Source organism: Clostridium sp. CCUG 7971 (assembly GCF_017590215.1).
Taxonomy (GTDB): domain Bacteria; phylum Bacillota; class Clostridia; order Peptostreptococcales; family Peptostreptococcaceae; genus Faecalimicrobium.
The window spans coordinates 1-16,171 of the sequence record NZ_JAFFPK010000069.1; the positions used below are offsets into that span (position 1 = coordinate 1).

Annotated in this window: 18 protein-coding genes, 1 pseudogene and 1 other annotated feature; of the genes and pseudogenes, 3 read left to right on the top strand and 16 right to left on the bottom strand. The window is 26.3% G+C overall.

The window, feature by feature from the left end:
- Positions 1 to 106: 106 nt before the first annotated feature.
- The 8 genes from JWF52_RS09980 to JWF52_RS10005 form a co-directional block, all read right to left on the bottom strand.
- Positions 107 to 610 (bottom strand): DUF722 domain-containing protein, encoded by a 504-nt coding sequence (locus tag JWF52_RS09980; protein WP_208333418.1) that lies wholly within the window; start codon positions 608 to 610, stop codon positions 107 to 109.
- A gap of 201 nt (positions 611 to 811) precedes the next feature.
- Positions 812 to 1,312 (bottom strand): dUTP diphosphatase, encoded by a 501-nt coding sequence (locus tag JWF52_RS09985; RefSeq protein WP_208333419.1) that lies wholly within the window; start codon positions 1,310 to 1,312, stop codon positions 812 to 814.
- 11 nt (positions 1,313 to 1,323) lie between these two features.
- Positions 1,324 to 1,446 (bottom strand): hypothetical protein, encoded by a 123-nt coding sequence (locus JWF52_RS19285; protein WP_286184092.1) that lies wholly within the window; start codon positions 1,444 to 1,446, stop codon positions 1,324 to 1,326.
- A 426-nt stretch (positions 1,447 to 1,872) separates the two neighbouring features.
- Positions 1,873 to 2,622: an ATP-binding protein gene (locus JWF52_RS09990; protein WP_286184093.1), complete on the bottom strand. Its 750-nt coding sequence runs from the start codon at positions 2,620 to 2,622 to the stop codon at positions 1,873 to 1,875.
- Complete coding sequence (locus JWF52_RS09995) at positions 2,549 to 3,493, bottom strand: phage replisome organizer N-terminal domain-containing protein (protein WP_208333421.1); 945 nt, start codon at positions 3,491 to 3,493, stop codon at positions 2,549 to 2,551. The genes JWF52_RS09990 and JWF52_RS09995 overlap by 74 nt, the downstream gene beginning before the upstream one ends.
- A gap of 196 nt (positions 3,494 to 3,689) precedes the next feature.
- On the bottom strand, positions 3,690 to 3,818 hold the full coding sequence (locus JWF52_RS19290) for a hypothetical protein (RefSeq protein WP_286184094.1): 129 nt from the start codon (positions 3,816 to 3,818) through the stop codon (positions 3,690 to 3,692).
- A gap of 106 nt (positions 3,819 to 3,924) precedes the next feature.
- A complete protein-coding gene (locus JWF52_RS10000) occupies positions 3,925 to 4,125 on the bottom strand; it encodes a Rha family transcriptional regulator (RefSeq protein ID WP_208333422.1) in 201 nt (66 codons plus the stop codon).
- Positions 4,126 to 4,238: 113 nt separating this feature from the next.
- Positions 4,239 to 4,454 (bottom strand): helix-turn-helix transcriptional regulator, encoded by a 216-nt coding sequence (locus JWF52_RS10005; RefSeq protein ID WP_454093732.1) that lies wholly within the window; start codon positions 4,452 to 4,454, stop codon positions 4,239 to 4,241.
- 183 nt (positions 4,455 to 4,637) lie between these two features.
- Here JWF52_RS10005 and JWF52_RS10010 point away from each other — a divergent pair, with 183 nt between their 5' ends.
- The 3 genes from JWF52_RS10010 (at position 4,638) to JWF52_RS10020 (ending at position 6,126) form a co-directional block, all read left to right on the top strand.
- Positions 4,638 to 4,988 (top strand): helix-turn-helix domain-containing protein, encoded by a 351-nt coding sequence (locus JWF52_RS10010; RefSeq protein WP_208333424.1) that lies wholly within the window; start codon positions 4,638 to 4,640, stop codon positions 4,986 to 4,988.
- Between the two features lie 106 nt (positions 4,989 to 5,094).
- Positions 5,095 to 5,604, top strand: coding sequence for an ImmA/IrrE family metallo-endopeptidase (locus tag JWF52_RS10015; protein ID WP_208333425.1), 510 nt, complete (start codon positions 5,095 to 5,097; stop codon positions 5,602 to 5,604).
- 60 nt (positions 5,605 to 5,664) lie between these two features.
- Positions 5,665 to 6,126, top strand: coding sequence for a hypothetical protein (locus tag JWF52_RS10020; RefSeq protein WP_208333426.1), 462 nt, complete (start codon positions 5,665 to 5,667; stop codon positions 6,124 to 6,126).
- Positions 6,127 to 6,333: 207 nt separating this feature from the next.
- Here the strand turns inward: JWF52_RS10020 and JWF52_RS10025 are convergent.
- The 8 genes and pseudogenes from JWF52_RS10025 to JWF52_RS10060 form a co-directional block, all read right to left on the bottom strand.
- Positions 6,334 to 6,657 (bottom strand): annotated as a pseudogene (locus JWF52_RS10025) (Spx/MgsR family RNA polymerase-binding regulatory protein); the annotation flags it as partial.
- Between the two features lie 97 nt (positions 6,658 to 6,754).
- A complete protein-coding gene (locus JWF52_RS10030; protein WP_208333428.1) occupies positions 6,755 to 7,417 on the bottom strand; it encodes an amino acid ABC transporter ATP-binding protein in 663 nt (220 codons plus the stop codon).
- Between the two features lie 9 nt (positions 7,418 to 7,426).
- On the bottom strand, positions 7,427 to 8,038 hold the full coding sequence (locus JWF52_RS10035) for an amino acid ABC transporter permease (RefSeq protein WP_208333429.1): 612 nt from the start codon (positions 8,036 to 8,038) through the stop codon (positions 7,427 to 7,429).
- Positions 8,039 to 8,049: 11 nt separating this feature from the next.
- Positions 8,050 to 8,814, bottom strand: coding sequence for an amino acid ABC transporter substrate-binding protein (locus JWF52_RS10040; RefSeq protein WP_208333430.1), 765 nt, complete (start codon positions 8,812 to 8,814; stop codon positions 8,050 to 8,052).
- 131 nt (positions 8,815 to 8,945) lie between these two features.
- Positions 8,946 to 9,210 (bottom strand) — a binding site (T-box leader).
- A gap of 72 nt (positions 9,211 to 9,282) precedes the next feature.
- Positions 9,283 to 10,581 (bottom strand): YopA family protein, encoded by a 1,299-nt coding sequence (locus JWF52_RS10045; protein ID WP_208333431.1) that lies wholly within the window; start codon positions 10,579 to 10,581, stop codon positions 9,283 to 9,285.
- Between the two features lie 211 nt (positions 10,582 to 10,792).
- Positions 10,793 to 10,978 carry a DUF1858 domain-containing protein gene (locus tag JWF52_RS10050; RefSeq protein ID WP_042274902.1) on the bottom strand — a complete coding sequence of 62 codons (186 nt, stop codon included), beginning with the start codon at positions 10,976 to 10,978 and terminating at the stop codon, positions 10,793 to 10,795.
- On the bottom strand, positions 10,979 to 11,656 hold the full coding sequence (locus tag JWF52_RS10055; protein WP_208333432.1) for a ferredoxin-like domain-containing protein: 678 nt from the start codon (positions 11,654 to 11,656) through the stop codon (positions 10,979 to 10,981).
- A 94-nt stretch (positions 11,657 to 11,750) separates the two neighbouring features.
- The gene (locus tag JWF52_RS10060) at positions 11,751 to 15,989 is read right to left on the bottom strand and encodes a 2-hydroxyacyl-CoA dehydratase (protein ID WP_208333433.1); all 4,239 of its coding nucleotides are present in this window, start codon (positions 15,987 to 15,989) and stop codon (positions 11,751 to 11,753) included.
- Positions 15,990 to 16,171 lie beyond the last annotated feature (182 nt).

A 16,171-nucleotide genomic window follows, 5' to 3' on the forward strand; every position in this document is an offset into this window, starting at 1 on the left:
ACTCTATAGGATACATTTTATTAATCTTAGGCTATTTTTAGCTTTATTTCTTTTAAGTTCTTCTATTTCTTTATCTTTTATCAATATAGATATAAAAACATATACTCTAAATAACTAGCATATCAAATAATGTAGGTTCTTCTTCTTTAAAGACTTTACTACCAAATAACTCTATTGATATACTCTTTATAGCTTCATTTTTGTATTTTCTTAGTGTTTTTTCATCATAATATAAATCCTGTGACATTTCCAACCAACTTTTCTTTTCCTCATATCTTAGCTTTATTATCTCTTTTCTAATTATGTCTAGATTATTTATAGCTCTATCGATTTTCTTCTTTAAACTATTCTCATGATATATATCTATATCTATTTCTTGAATAGTTTTAACTGGATCTATTACTCCGTCCATGACAGCATTAGATATTTTATATGTAGGTGATACTTTTATATTATCATATGTTATAGCTCTCAATGCTACTTTATCTCCAGCTGTTATATCATTTTTTAATGATTTTAAACTTTCTATATGACTTTCCATGTGTTTATAATTATATAAAATCTTCTCCGTAAATTTAAAACATCTATCTTCTAAATTAATATCTTTCATAATATCTCGCCTCCTATATATTTTCTATATATACTTCCATCCTTGATTTCCTATTTTGAAATAGTATCATATAAACCTAATAAGTCTCCCTATACATCATGTTTATATTTCTTTGTATGTGTTCTTTTTATATACTTGTATATAGTATTAATTCATTTATTCCATTGTTCAAATCTTTTTCATTGTTTAACTTTATCTTACCTATATAAACCTTAAATATTTCTCACCCATTTTACACTTATAAGTTTCTTCCAATTCATCTAAGTTATATCCTAATGAGTAAACTAATTCTATAAATAAAGGTATTATATAGTTAATTAATGTACTCCTAGCATGTCTTTTATTCCTGTTTAAAGTTGTTATTCTATAAGCTAAATTATTAACTGTACTTTCTATAGCTATTACTTGAACTTTTTCTATATTTAAAACTAATTCTACTTCTAATGTATTCGCTAAACTTCCTATATAGCTTAATAAGTCTGATAACTCTTCTATTAAGCGCTTTCTATTAATCTTCTCTTTGAACCACCACTTATTGACTTGACTTGCATTTGTAACTTCTCCAAGCTCAGTTTGAAGAGCTAATATAAGCCACATAGGCACATTGAATTTATCATCTTGATAATTTATACCTTTTTTCTTTTTTAAATGCTCTAAGAAATTCTTTTGTACTTCTTGTACATATTTAAAATCTACAATCATTATCTTTCCCCCTAGTTATTCTCTTCTTTAGTTAATTCTTCTTCTGCAATTTGTAATGCAGTTAAAACGTCATACCCATCTTTCCATATCTCATATGCCTTTTGTATTAATTTATTTACATTTGATAGTTCCATATTTTCTCACCTTAATCTATTCTTTTCTTCAATTAGTCCACTGATATATTGATTCATGCATACAGTGGCTTTGTCATTGCCAAATTCCTCATGTAAATATCCTAGTTCCTTTTTCAAATTATCAATTACTTTCACTCAACTAAAGCATTTATCCTTGTATTTTCAATATCCATGTATATCCTCTTCATATTATATATTTTGTATAAATATTCTCAATTCACTGTGATTATTCCTATATGTAATCATTTTATGTTATAACTTTTCACGGAATATAAATCCGAATTTAATTTAAAATGTAGGCATAATATGCAAATCAAAAAAGTTAAACCTTTATTATTTAATAAAATAAAAAAGTATTTAATCTAACTAAAAAGTTTCATGATATTTTATCAGATCATATTTTAAATTTATATTTTCTAGTAAGCATTAGCCCCCATAAACTCTGTAATTTAATTCCTTACCTTGCATAGTTACAACATAATCTTTACTCATTTCATAAAGCCTACTTCCTATAGCTTCATCTACATCTAATAGGTTTTCTACTGTCTTTTCAGTAGTAACTATCATTGGCAGATTTTTAAAGTATCTATAATCTACAATTTCATAGATGATATTAGTATCTGATTCAGTTATTCGACCTTTAAATAGATCATCTATTAGAAGTACCTGAGCATTTTTATATCTTTGAATTTCTCTTTGGTAATTATATTCATCAGTTATGGATTGCTTTAAATTAGTTATAATACTTCTATAAGGCATATATATAACTCCTATGCTCTTATCCAACAAATTATTGGCTATAGACATTCCTAAATGTGTTTTACCACTACCTACTTGTCCACTAAGTAAACATGAATTTCTACGAGCAGCTCTAATATACTCAAATTTTTTAGAATAGTTTTTTGCTGTTAAGAACGCTTCCATCATTTTCGTACTTTTGTCATACTTATAGTTTTCAAATCTTTTATTTCTAAACTCTTCACTTATTCCAGATGCTTTTAGTTTTTCTTCTGCTATTCTTATTTGCCTACATTCACATTCCTTTGCTGATCCATCACCTTGCAATATAAAAAGCATATCTCTGCATTTTTCACACTTGTAGCTACTCTTCTCTAGCTGCTCTTCTGCATGCCTCAAGGAGTTCATTTCTTCTTGCTTCTTCACTTGTTCTATCATATTTTGGGCTCTCTGTTTCAACATTTCTTTCTCTTCCTCTGACATCTGACTTCACTCCCTTTTGATTTTTATTTTGTAATTGATAAGCTTCTAATTGCTCAAGCTTTATAATATTTTTATCTGTCCATTGTTTTAAAATTCCTTTTACATAATCTAATCTACATCTATTTCTATCTGTTGCTATTTCTATTGCTCTTTTAAACAACTTATAATCGGTTCTTTCAGACATTTCTTTTATCCATTCTGCTGATACTCCATTTATAAGTCCTATATTTTGTTCATATAGTCTACTAAATTTTTTCAAGTTTTCAGAGCTATCTACATACATAATATCTTCTTCTTTTTTTATATCTATCTCTTTTCTCTTATCTCTTTCTCTATTCTCTAATTCTTTCTCTATATCTACCTCTGTGTCACAATTTTCTTCATCTGAGTAACTTATCGGTAACAACTTAGTAACATTGTTACCACATTCAAGTCTATCTTCTTTCTTTTTATCTTTTTCTCTTTTATTTCTCATAAGTTGAGCTTTAGAGGTTTCACTTCCAACCATATTTTGAAGTTGAGCAATATATATTTCTCCATTTTCTAATATTTGAACTAATCCAATTCTTTTAAAAAGTTCCATTGCTACAACTACAGTATCTACTTCTGTATTAGTTACCTTAGATAGTTGTTTCGCATCATATGGAACTAACATACTTCCAACATTTCTTATAAGTAATCCGTTTGTTTTTAAAGATTTTAAACATAGCTTTAAGTAAAATAAACAATATTCTTTTCCATTTTCTTGTTCTTCAACCCAAGCTATAGTATCTTCATCAAAGAAATTTTCTTTAAGCTTTAACCAATAGTATTTTTTATTTGACATTCTATTACCTACTTTTTCTTTATTATGAGTTTTACATTACTAGCGATACTATCAAAGCTATGATAGTATCCGCTAGTAATGTCATAGATATTAATTTCATTGCTTGTATCCTCAAATAGAGATGTTTGATTATCTTTGAGCTCTGTAAACTCTATATCTTTTACTATATTTTCTGTATCTTTAGACTCATACTCACTTAATAAATTAGCCCCTTTTGCATTTCATTTATATTAAATTCAAGACCTGATATTATTCCTTTCTCATATCTACTATAATTAGGAATACAGTTATCTATAGTAAATATAGCTTGAAGTTCTTTTGACATTCCTAAATGTAGATTTTTAATTCTTTAGTCCATTTCATGAAATCTTCTTATAAATTTAGCCTTCCTTACTACCATCTTTATCCCGTTATATGTAAACATAAGATTTTCAAAATCCTTCTTTAGTAATTAAGTGCATTGCCATTTCTCTATTCTTAGAATTTATATATGTGCATAGTACAAAATTATACTGTGCTATCTCTTTTGTTACATTTTCACTTTTTAATTTTTCAATAAGCGCTCTTATATCTCTCATTATAGTCTTATGTCCTTTGGCTAGCTCGCTTGCTACTTGTAAACTATCCGTCATGGCTACTAAATCTCCTTGAAATTTTTCTAATCTTACTAAATTTTACATTTCATAACGCTCCTATTTTATATACATTTTTTACTGAAAAAGTAATCTATACTTTTTATTATTCCTTAAGTCAACTTTACGTTGTCTGAGTTGTTAAAAAAAAGTTCCATTACTGATATATCAAAGTATTCTGACAGCTTTTTAGCTTCTGATATTGTAAATTCAGTTTTTCCATTCTCTTTGTTCCAATATGTATTTGGACTTATCTCTAGAAATTCAGCTACTTCTGATTGTTTTACATTTTTTAACTCTCTTGCAGCTTTAAGCTTACGACTTAACAATTTCTTCACCTCCATGTCAACATTTTGTTGTCTTTCATATCTTAATTATAGTCAACGTATAGTTTACTGTCAACAATTTTTTTACATTTCACTACAAAAAGTATTCATTTTGTTATAATCAGTTTAATAAAATCAACAAATCGTTTATAATATACTGTGAAATATAGTGAAAGGAGCACTTATATGAATTTTGCTGAAATACTTAAATATGAACGCTTGCAGACTGGCTTAAACCAAGCTGAATTTGCAAAAATATTTAGCGTTACAAAACAAACAGTATCAAATTGGGAAAATGGAAATAGGAATCCAGATAGTGCTACTTTATCTAAATTGGCAGATTATTTTGAAGTATCAGTAGACTACCTTCTTGGAAGAACAGATGAAAGAAACTCAAATATAGAAAAAACTAAATTAGATGAAAGTATAACAACTATATCTGCACATAGAATAGGAGATATTGATAACCTTCCAGATGAAGCCATTGAAAAGATAAATGAATATATAGAAATGATAAAGTTGAAATATAATAAATAAATCATAAATATTATTAGCCTGAGCAGTTATTCTGCTCTTTTATTTGGGAAATTAATCGAACGTAAATTCGGAACATTTTATAGAACACATTTATTTAGGGGGTATTATGAATAAATTAGAGAAATTATTTGAATTAGCTAGAAATGAAAAAATTAATATACATTGGATGGGGTTAAAAGAAATAGGATGTTTAGGATTAACTATAGAAAAAGAAGGACTACCTAATATGATCTTCTTAGATCCTTCTCTTAAAAAGAATAACTATAAATTAATTGAGGTTCTAGCTGAAGAATTAGGACATCATTTTACTAGTTGCGGAAATTCCATAAATAGTATAAAAACATATAAAGATAAATTAGATATAGCTAGATGTGAAAATAAGGCTACTAGATGGGCTTCATTTACTTTAGTTTCAGAAGAAGAGATTATTAATTTAGTAAATAGCAATGTAACTTGTTTTCATGATATGGCTGAAATACTTGGAGTTGATGTAAAGACTATAATGAAAAGACTTGAATACTTATCTAAAAAGAAAAATATGTTAGACCTTAGAAATGGTAAATACTTAGTCTTAACCAATCTACCTAATATCTATATATACGAACCTCTACTTTAGTTATACTTTTTATAAACTAGGTTAAAATATATATAAATTCAATGTTTAGGAGAGTTTATTATGGATATTTTAGCCGAAATTATGATATTCGCTTTAGCAATAATTTTTATTTTTAAAATATTTAAAAATACTTTTATATTTTTAGCATTTATGATGCTTAGTTTATTAATATTTACTAACATAAATCTATCATTCTTAACAGCTATAATCTTATCTGCTATTATACTTAAATGTTTAAAAGATACTTTGTTTAACTTAAATATATTATTTAAGTTCATATTTCAATCAAAGTATAAATTTAAAGAAAGATCTCTTGGTAAATTAGTTAGAATTTTATTTGAGCTTAACTTTACTACATTTATACTAATATGCTATGGTACTTTATTGATATATATTCAATCTGTCTTAAAGTTTGATATTACACTTGTTACTACAATTTTAGTAATTATATCTATAGGACAATACATACGAAGACTTATTTACAAAAAATCTCATTTTTATTATCCTAATAGGATTATTTAGTAGTATTATTACCACTTCTTAAAATTAAGAAAGTGGTTTTTAATTATTATGATAATTTATTCTTATTTTGTTAATATGATTTATATATGAGAATCATTAAATAAAAGCTACATTATATTTGATAAAATCTATATCAGATGAAATTTAAATGTAGTTGAAATAAAAAAACCGCATATATATATATTGATATAGGCGGTCTTACTATTTTTATAATAATTTTTCTTTCCACTCATCTTCTTTAAATCCTATAACTACATTTTTACCATCATAAGCTATAGGCCTTTTGATAAGCATTCCATCACTAGCTAAAATTTCTAAAAGTTTTTCATCAGACTCAGTCTTAACTACATCTTTAAGACCTAATTCTCTATATTTAACTCCGCTAGTGTTAAAGAATTTTTTAAGTTCATATCCACTAACTTTATACATTTCCTCTAACTCTTCCTTAGTTGGAGGATTTTTTACTATTTCAATATTTTCAAATTCTAAATTATTTTCACTAAGCCAAGCCTTGGCCTTTCTAACTGAAGATCATTTTGAATACCCGTAAAATTTTATCATTTGCGTTTATCCCTTTCCTTATTATAATATATTTTTATATTACCCAATTTTTTCATCTTAAAACATTTTACAATATATTACTAATATCCTCAATATTTCCATTATTAATTTTTATAAACTTATCTCCAACTTCCTTAGCAAAGTAATTATCATGAGTTACTATAAGGATACTTATTTTTTCACTTTTTAATTTATCTATTATATCTATAACCTTAATTATATTTTCATAATCTAGTGCTGATGTTGGTTCATCAAAACAAAGTATTTTAGGACTTAATGCACACGCTCTAGCGATTGCAACTCTTTGTTTTTGTCCTCCTGATAATTCATGTGGATATGAATTTTCTTTATCTTGTAAATCTACTAATTTTAATAATTCTTTTGCTTTTTTTATAGCTTCATTTTTATCTATTTTTAATGTATTCATTGGAGATTCTATAATATTTTCAAGCACTGTCATATGCGGAAATAAATTAAAATTTTGAAAAACCATTCCTATATTTTTTCTTATTTTAGTTATATCATTTACTGATTTTATACTTTCGTTATCTACTATAATTTCTCCACTTTGAAATTCTTCAAGACCATTTATACATCTTAATATTGTTGTTTTTCCTGCTCCTGATTTCCCAAGCAATACACCCGCTTCTCCTTCTTTTAATTCAAAATTTATATTATTTAATATTGTATTTTCATTATATATTTTTCTTAATTTATTTACTTTTAACATAACATTCTCCTAAACATAATATGAATATTTATTTTCTATTATCTTAAATATCTTAGTTATAATACCTACTAAAATTAAATATACTAAACCAACTTCAATTAATGGTATTAAACTTACTTGCTGATTTTGTGATATTTGTGCAATTCTTAATATATCATTGAGACCTATAGTATATACTATTGATGTATCTTTTATTAGTGTAATTATTTCATTTGACATAGGTGAAAGTATTTTCTTTATAACTTGAGGTAGTATTATTCTTTTGTACATAGTTTTTTTATCCATACCTAAAACTAAAGCTGCTTCGTATTGACCTTTGTCTATTCCTAATATGGCTCCTCTATAAATTTCTGCAAAATATGCTGCGTAATTTAATGTAAATGCTACTATAGCTGCATTAAATCTATTAAATACTACTCCTACTAACGGTAAACCAAAGAATATAAATATTAATTGTAAAAGTAATGGTGTTCCTCTAAAAACTAAAATATAAGTTCTAGATATATTTTTTATTAATTTATTTTTTGATAATCTCATAAATGCCAGCATTAACCCTAACGGTAGTGCTAATAATAATGTTATAAAAAATATAGATAATGTAACTGTAAGACCTTGTATCATACTAATTCCTCCTATTTAAACCATTTGTCATATATTTCATCAAAAGTTGAATCTTTTTTAATATCCTTCAAAGTTTTATTTACCTTATCTTTTAGTTCTATATTATCTTTAGAAAAGGCAACAACATAATCTTCTGTTCCGAAGTTTTCATCTAATATTTTATATTTGCTAGAGTCTTTTTTACTTATATAATATCTAGCTAGTATCTCATCTACAACAATTGCATCGATTCTCTTGGCCTCTAAGTCTCTAAAAACTTTATCATAGGTATCATAAAGAATTGGTTGTTTATCTTTTATAGAATTTATAAAGCTACTATCCTTATTTATAGCTTCAAGACTAGTTGAACCTTGCTGTGTTCCTACAGTTTTTCCACTTAAATCGCTTTTGTTGTTTATGCTTGAGTTTTTTAAAGTTACTATTACTTGTTTATTTTGAAGATATGGATCTGTATATGATACTATTTTCTTCCTTTTTTCAGATAATGAGTATCCATTCCATATAACATCTATATTTCCTGACATTAACTCAGTTTCTTTCATTGACCAATCTATTGATTGAAATTGTACATTTATACCTAATCTTTTAAATGTTTCTTTGGCTAAATCAATATCAAATCCCACTATTTCTGAAGATTCATCCATATATCCCATAGGTATAAATCCATTATCAAATCCTACCACTATTTCATTTTTATTTTTATTATCATTTGAACATCCTACTAACATAGTTATTATCAAAGTTAATAAACTAAGTATTTTAAATTTATTTTTCATATTTAATCATCCTTTTCAAAATATTTCGAATATTATTTTAAAAGATATTGTATTTTAAAATAAGCCTTGCGCGCTTAAGGCTCATTTTTATACTAATTTAGGCAATAAAAAAACTCCCTCCTATAGCTGTTGCTAAGGACGGGAGTTAACTCACGTGGTTCCACCTTATTTTATTAATGCCTTACGACACTAACCTCTTTAAGTACGGCAAATATTTTGCTTATACTCTAGCACGATAACGGGTGCAAGGATTCCGGAAACAGTCTACTAAGATTAAAAATCTTTTCGGTGTTCTGCTCAAAGATGTGTTCAAAATAAATTCTAATGCTCCTCTCACCAAACGGAAACTCTCTGTTTAAGAAAATTATTTTTACTATTTCTTATCAACGCATTTAATATAACTTCATTCAATTCTTGTTTTTTATTATATTTTTTTTAATAATTATTGTCAATACTTTTTTTAATATTTTATCCCCAAGGTACAACTTCTACTTCTCCAAACCATCTTTCTTTAAGTCTATTAGAGTATTCACCTTTGTATCCTATAAATGATAACATTATAAGTTCAACATATTTAGTTCCTATTTGAATTATATTCCACATATCTTCAACAGTTAAACTTGCTCTATTATCTTTTCTAGTTGGATGAACTATTTTATTCCTAAAGTAAATAACTAAATCAACACCATCATCAAATTTAGCTCTCGTCCAATCATCAAATAGACCAAGTTCATCATTACCATATGGTATTTTACATATATCTAGTACCATTTTAATATTTTTAGACGCACTATTTTTATCAAATTCTTCATCAGACAATAGTTTTTCTTGCTCTACTAAAATAATATATGATAGCGCTTCAAGAGCTATCTGTATAGATATTATATTATTTTCCATAGTTATGTCACCAAGAGATTCTATATACCAATCAATAACATTCTTTATTGCTGGACCACAATATCCATCCTCTAATTTTTTACACATAAGAGCCATATATTTTTCTATATTATGATGATTAGATATAGTATCAGTCCATGTAGGTACAAACTTAAATGGAGTTACAAGATTTTCTCTCCAAAGCCTAAATACATTATTATTATTTTGGTATCCTTTTGCTAAACAAATTCCTACATACCTTCCACACATAAAACTTAAACTACTAGATATTCTATCTAAAAAGTTTAGCATATTATTGGTTTTAAATATTTTATTATCTTTTCTTTTTATTCTCCCTATATGAGTTATTATAGTACCTGATTTAGCTTTTAATTCTTCACTTAATTCTTTCCTATAATCATATCTTTTATCTATAGTAACTGTAAAATCATTTATATCAAATTCTATTCTACCTGCGAACAACTTGTCCACGTGTTTTATAAGATTTCCAGAAAATTTATCTAAATTTATTATGTGAAAATCTATATATTCTACATATGAATTTTTTGATTTTATATAATTGTCATTTGTATATCCTTCTATATTAAAGTCATTTATAGTATTTATTGTTACAGATATAGGTTTATATCCATACATTTCAAGTATTGCATTATCATAATCTAAATCTAAATCCACATCTTCATCTTCAATAAATAATATCTGAGCCTTAAAGTTTATAGATACTGGCGGTGTCATTTTATAATAGATTATTCCACTACATTTATATTTTTTATCTAAATAAATACAAAACCTTCCTTCATAAATACTTATATCTTCATCTACCTTATACCTCAGGTAATCAGATGATATCGCATTGTTAACTGCCTTCATAGCTAGACCACCTTTACTTTCATATAATACTATATCATTATATCATATTAAACATATTAAAATGTAAATTAATAGCTAATTATTTGTTCAAATGCAATTATAAATTCTTGCTTTATATATTTATCTATATTATTTCAAATTTTATACTATAAATATAAAAAACACCGTGATTTAGCTATATTACCTAAATCACGGTGTTTTTATATTTTAATTAGTTTTGATTTAATTTTTCTAAAACATCATTTAATTCTAATCCATGTATTTCACAAGCATTTACTAGTGTTTCCATACTAGCTGATGGACAACCTAAGCATCCCATTCCAAGTCCCATAAGAATTTGTGCTGCCTCTGGTTTTTTGTTTAATATTTCTGCTATTGTCATATCTTTAGTTATCATTTATATTATCTCCTTTAAATTTGATTTTTCTAAAATATCTTTTCTAAATTTATCAATACTTATTCTATCAATAAATTCTCCAAGTTTTTCACCCATATGTGCATTTTCATTGTAGTAATTTAAGGTAGTTTCTACAAGTAAAAAGGCTTCTTTTTCAGTTAAACCTCTAGTAATTATATCTGCAGGCCTTGGATTAAATCCAGCACTTCCTCCTGCTGTTACAAAGAACTTACCATGAAAATCAACTAAAACACCAACGTCTTTTGAGTAAACACTTGTACATGCATTTTGGCATCCGCAAACACCTATCTTAGTTCTATTTGGTAGACTCATTCCATGAAAATTTTTGCTAATCTTCATTCCTACGCCTATTGTAGGATATTTAGATTTTTTACAAAAATTCGCTGGGCATATCTCAACATTTTTTACTGAATATTGATTCTTTACCGCTGGCTCCATATCTAATTCTTTCCAAATAGTTTCTAAATCTTCTTCTTTTAAGTTAGTTATCATTATCCTCTGGCCTGAGGTAATTTTTAAAATGCCTTTATATTTTTTAGCTACTTCTGATATCTTTATTAGAGTATCAGGTAGAACAAATCCTCCTGGTATATGTGGAGTGATGGCAAAAGTTCTTTTTCCATCTTTTATCTTTTGTAAGTTTCCATACTTAGACATCAAGTTCTCCTTTATGATTTGATTACTTTATACCTTATATTTACATTATTATACACTATTATTACTATAAAATGCGTAACATTAGTTACACATTTTATATATTTTTAAATGCAGTAGAAAGCATTAACTTAATTCTATTTAATTGATTAGTTTTACTTGCAGAAGGGTCATAGTCAATAGGTATTATATTTGCATTTTCATAAACTCTTTTTAATTCTTTTATTTGGCCTTTACCTGTTATATGATTTGGTAAACATCCAAAAGGTTGCATACATATAATATTTTCTACTCCTTCTTCTATAAGTTCTATCATCTCTCCTGTTAATAACCATCCTTCACCTGTTTGATTTCCCATTGATATAATTTTTTCAGTATTCTTTGCAATATGTCTTATATGATTTGGAGATTTAAACCTCTTACTATTATTAAGTTCCTTTTTATATGTTCTTTGATATATATCAATAATGTATATAGCAAAGTTACCTAACATTTTATTTATTTTTGTACCTTCTAAGTATTTGTATTTATAAGATGAGTTTAGCGAACAGCTTAAAAAGAAGTTTATAAGTTCTGGTACTACAGCTTCTCCACCTTCATCTTCTATTATCTCTACTAGATTATTATTTGCAATTGGATGAAACTTTACTAATATTTCTCCAACTAAACCAACTTTAGGTTTTTTTATATCTAATATTTCTAAATTATCAAATTCATATATTATTGATTTTATATTTTTCTTAAACGTAAATATACTAGCCTTATCCAATGACTCTTTACATATCTTTACCCATTTATCATATAGATTATTAGCACTTCCTTTATGTTTTTCATAAGGTCTTACTCTATATAATACTTTCATTAATAAATCCCCATAAATAACTGCCATAAACAGTCTATTTATTAATTTAATAGTTAAATTTTTTATTAATCCATTTTTTTCTACTCCATTTACACTTAAAGATATTACTGGTACATCTTTAAATCCAGCATCATATAGTGCTTTTCTTAAAAAACCTATATAGTTAGTAGCTCTACATCCGCCTCCTGTTTGCGTTATTACAACTGATAAATTATCTAAATCGTATTCTCCATATTTTAGTTCATGTATTATTTGACCTATAACAATTATAGACGGATAACAAGCATCATTATTTACATATTTTAACCCTTCTTCTATTATTTCAGAATTATAGTTATTTAAAATTTTCAAATTATATCCACTTAAGTTTATTGCTTTTTCAAAGAATTGAAAATGTATTGGTGACATTTGAGGTGCCAAAATAGTATGATTCTTTGATATAGTTCCTTTTTTATATTTTATTTCATTATTTTCTATATGTTCTTTATCTATATTATTTTTATCTCTTTCTAGCATAGCTGCCTTTAAAGATCTTAATCTAATTTTAGCAGCTCCTAAATTATTACCTTCATCTATTTTAATAACAGTATAAATTTTTTCGCCTTCATCTAATATTTCTTGTACTTGATCTATTGTAACTGCATCTATACCACATCCAAAAGAATTTAATTGAACTAGTTCTAAATAGTCATTGTCTTTTACAAAGCTTGCTGATTTATATAATCTTGAATGGTATACCCATTGATCCACAACTCTTAATGGACGCTTTAAATTTGCTAAATTACATATTGAATCTTCTGTAAGAACTGCCATATCCAGTGAATTTATAAGTTCTGGTATGCCATGATTTATTTCCGGATCTAAGTGATATGGTCTTCCTGCTAAAACTATACCTTTTATATTATTATTTCTTATTTCTTCTATAGCCCTTTGTCCATAATCCATTATATCTTGTTTAAATTTTTCTTGTTCTTTAGCTGCTAACTCTACAGCATTATTTATACTTTCTCTTGATAATTCTTTAAAATATATTGATAGCTCATTATAAAGTCTTCCCTTTAACTTTTCTTTATTGTTTAAACTTAAAAAAGGATTAATATATTTTATATCTTTTTCCCTTATTCTTTCAACATTATTTTTTATAACTTCAGAATATGATATTACAACTGGACAATTATAATTGTTATCAGAATTAATATCTTCTTTTACTTCATTGGTTATACATGGATAGAATATATAATTTATTCCTTTTTCAATTAAATTTTCAATATGACCATGAACCATTTTCCCAGGATAGCAAACTGTTTCTGAAGCTATACTAGTTATTCCTTTTTTGTAAATATCTTTTGATGATCTATCTGATAATATAACTCTAAATCCTAGATTTGCAAAAAATGTAAACCAAAATGGATAGTTTTCATACATATTTAATACTCTTGGTATTCCTATTTCACCCATAGTAGCATCTTCTTTTTTTATAGGTTTATACTTAAAAAGTCTGTTATATTTATACTTAAATCCATTTATATTGTTAGTCTTACTTTTTACTATGTCTTTACTGTATATCGCTTCTCCTTTTTCGCATCTATTTCCTGATATAAACAAATCTCTATCTGAAAATTTATTTATAGTTAATAAACAATTATTTAAACATCCAGAACATCTTTTTACTTCTATATCTAGTTTTATATCCTTTATCTCATCTTCGCCTATTAACTCAGTTTCATACCCTATAAAGTAGTTTTCTTTTGATATTAATGCAGCTCCATAAGCTCCCATAATACCTGATATATTAGGTCTTGTAACCTCCTTTTGTGTAAGTTTTTCAAAACTTCTTAAAACTAAATCATTATAAAATGTTCCACCCTGAACTACTATATTTTCTCCTATCGCATTTAAATCTCTTATTTTTATAACTTTAAACAATGCATTTTTTATAACTGAATAAGATAAACCCGCTGATATATCTGATATAGTTGCTCCTTCTTTCTGAGCTTGCTTAACTCTAGAATTCATAAAAACAGTACATCTAGAGCCTAAATCAACAGGTCTTTTTGAATATATTCCTTCTTTAGAAAATTCCTTTATGTCCATAGATAAAGAATCTGCAAAAGTTTCTAAAAATGATCCACAACCAGAAGAACAAGCTTCATTTAAAATTATATTATCAATAACTCCATTTTTTATCTTTAAGCACTTCATGTCTTGTCCACCAATATCTAATATAAAATCTACATTTTCATTGAAAAATTTTGCTGCTTTATAATGTGCTATAGTTTCTATTTCTCCATAATCTATTTTAAGAGCTTTTTTTATAAGCCCTTCACCATATCCTGTTACTGTTGAACTCACTATTTTACTCTTATATGGTAATACTTCATATACTTTTTTCATTACACTTAATGTGGTTTCTAAAGGGCTACCATTATTGCTACTATAATGAGAGTATAGTAAGTTTCCATCTTCATCAATTAAAGCAGCTTTAGTAGTTGTTGAGCCTGCATCTATTCCTAAAAAGCAATTACCTTTAAAATCAGTTATATCTTTTTCCATTACCTTATTTTTACTATGTCTATCTAAAAATTCTTCATACTCTTTTTCATCTTTAAAAAGTGGCTCTAAATTATTAGATATATCTAGTTTATTATTTTTTAAGTTATCAACATTTTTAATTAGTTTCGTTATATTTATCTCACCTTTATCTTTAGATAATAAACTAGCTCCAAGTGCTACATAAAGTTGGGCATCTTCAGGAAAAATTATATCTTTCTCTTCTAAATCTAATGCTTGGTTAAATGCATATCTAAGATGTGATAAAAAATATAGTGGGCCACCTAAATAGGCAACTTTACCTTCTATTTTTCTTCCACATGACAATACACTAATAGTTTGAACTACTACTGCATTAAAGATGCTCATTGCAATATCTGTCTTTTTTGCACCATCATTTATAAGAGGTTGTATGTCTGTCTTTGCAAATACGCCACATCTTGATGCTATTGGATAAATAACATTGTAATCTTTAGCAAGTTCATTTAAACCTCTTGCATCTGTTTTTAGTAAAGATGCCATCTGATCTATAAAAGCACCCGTTCCTCCTGCACATATGCCATTCATCCTTTGATCTATACCACCACTTAAGTATGTTATTTTTGCATCTTCTCCTCCAAGTTCTATTATTACATCTGTATCTGGATAAAATCTCTGTATTGCACTTGTGCTACAAATTACTTCTTGAATAAATTCAATATTTAAAGCTTTTGATATATCCATTCCCCCAGACCCAGTTATTATAATAGTTATATTCGAATCTCCTATTTTCTCATATATATTAACTAATACTTCCTTTAATGATTTTTTTATATCTGAGTAATGTCTTCTGTATTCTTTATAAATTATATCATTATTTTCACTTACTATTGCTTTAATAGTTGTTGATCCAATATCTATACCTAAATTAAATACTCCATCCATTCTATTCCCCCCACGATTTATATGTAATTTACTTCTTATTGCAATTTTAAGGTGGTAAAATTTCTACTAATAGTAATTTATTCTTGGAAATATAATTGTATGAACTATATTTTACTTTTTAAAATTTAATACTGAAATTATACTTTAAATATAGGACTTATATAATTTAATTAAATAAAAAA

Bases quoted from the DNA above. Each gene is read 5' to 3' on its own strand.
- JWF52_RS10020 (WP_208333426.1), top strand. From the start codon at position 5,665: ATGGATATTTTAGCCGAAATTATGATATTCGCTTTAGCAATAATTTTT.
- JWF52_RS10030 (WP_208333428.1), bottom strand. From the start codon at position 7,417: ATGTTAAAAGTAAATAAATTAAGAAAAATATATAATGAAAATACAATA.
- JWF52_RS19285 (WP_286184092.1), bottom strand. From the start codon at position 1,446: ATGGAACTATCAAATGTAAATAAATTAATACAAAAGGCATATGAGATA.
- JWF52_RS10050 (WP_042274902.1), bottom strand. From the start codon at position 10,978: ATGATAACTAAAGATATGACAATAGCAGAAATATTAAACAAAAAACCA.
- JWF52_RS09990 (WP_286184093.1), bottom strand. From the start codon at position 2,622: ATGATAGAACAAGTGAAGAAGCAAGAAGAAATGAACTCCTTGAGGCAT.
- JWF52_RS10040 (WP_208333430.1), bottom strand. From the start codon at position 8,814: ATGAAAAATAAATTTAAAATACTTAGTTTATTAACTTTGATAATAACT.
- JWF52_RS10055 (WP_208333432.1), bottom strand. From the start codon at position 11,656: ATGTCTAAGTATGGAAACTTACAAAAGATAAAAGATGGAAAAAGAACT.
- JWF52_RS09995 (WP_208333421.1), bottom strand. From the start codon at position 3,493: ATGTCAAATAAAAAATACTATTGGTTAAAGCTTAAAGAAAATTTCTTT.
- JWF52_RS09980 (WP_208333418.1), bottom strand. From the start codon at position 610: ATGAAAGATATTAATTTAGAAGATAGATGTTTTAAATTTACGGAGAAG.
- JWF52_RS19290 (WP_286184094.1), bottom strand. From the start codon at position 3,818: ATGTCAAAAGAACTTCAAGCTATATTTACTATAGATAACTGTATTCCT.
- JWF52_RS10045 (WP_208333431.1), bottom strand. From the start codon at position 10,581: ATGAAGGCAGTTAACAATGCGATATCATCTGATTACCTGAGGTATAAG.
- JWF52_RS10035 (WP_208333429.1), bottom strand. From the start codon at position 8,038: ATGATACAAGGTCTTACAGTTACATTATCTATATTTTTTATAACATTA.
- JWF52_RS10010 (WP_208333424.1), top strand. From the start codon at position 4,638: ATGAATTTTGCTGAAATACTTAAATATGAACGCTTGCAGACTGGCTTA.
- JWF52_RS10060 (WP_208333433.1), bottom strand. From the start codon at position 15,989: ATGGATGGAGTATTTAATTTAGGTATAGATATTGGATCAACAACTATT.
- JWF52_RS09985 (WP_208333419.1), bottom strand. From the start codon at position 1,312: ATGATTGTAGATTTTAAATATGTACAAGAAGTACAAAAGAATTTCTTA.
- JWF52_RS10000 (WP_208333422.1), bottom strand. From the start codon at position 4,125: ATGACGGATAGTTTACAAGTAGCAAGCGAGCTAGCCAAAGGACATAAG.
- JWF52_RS10015 (WP_208333425.1), top strand. From the start codon at position 5,095: ATGAATAAATTAGAGAAATTATTTGAATTAGCTAGAAATGAAAAAATT.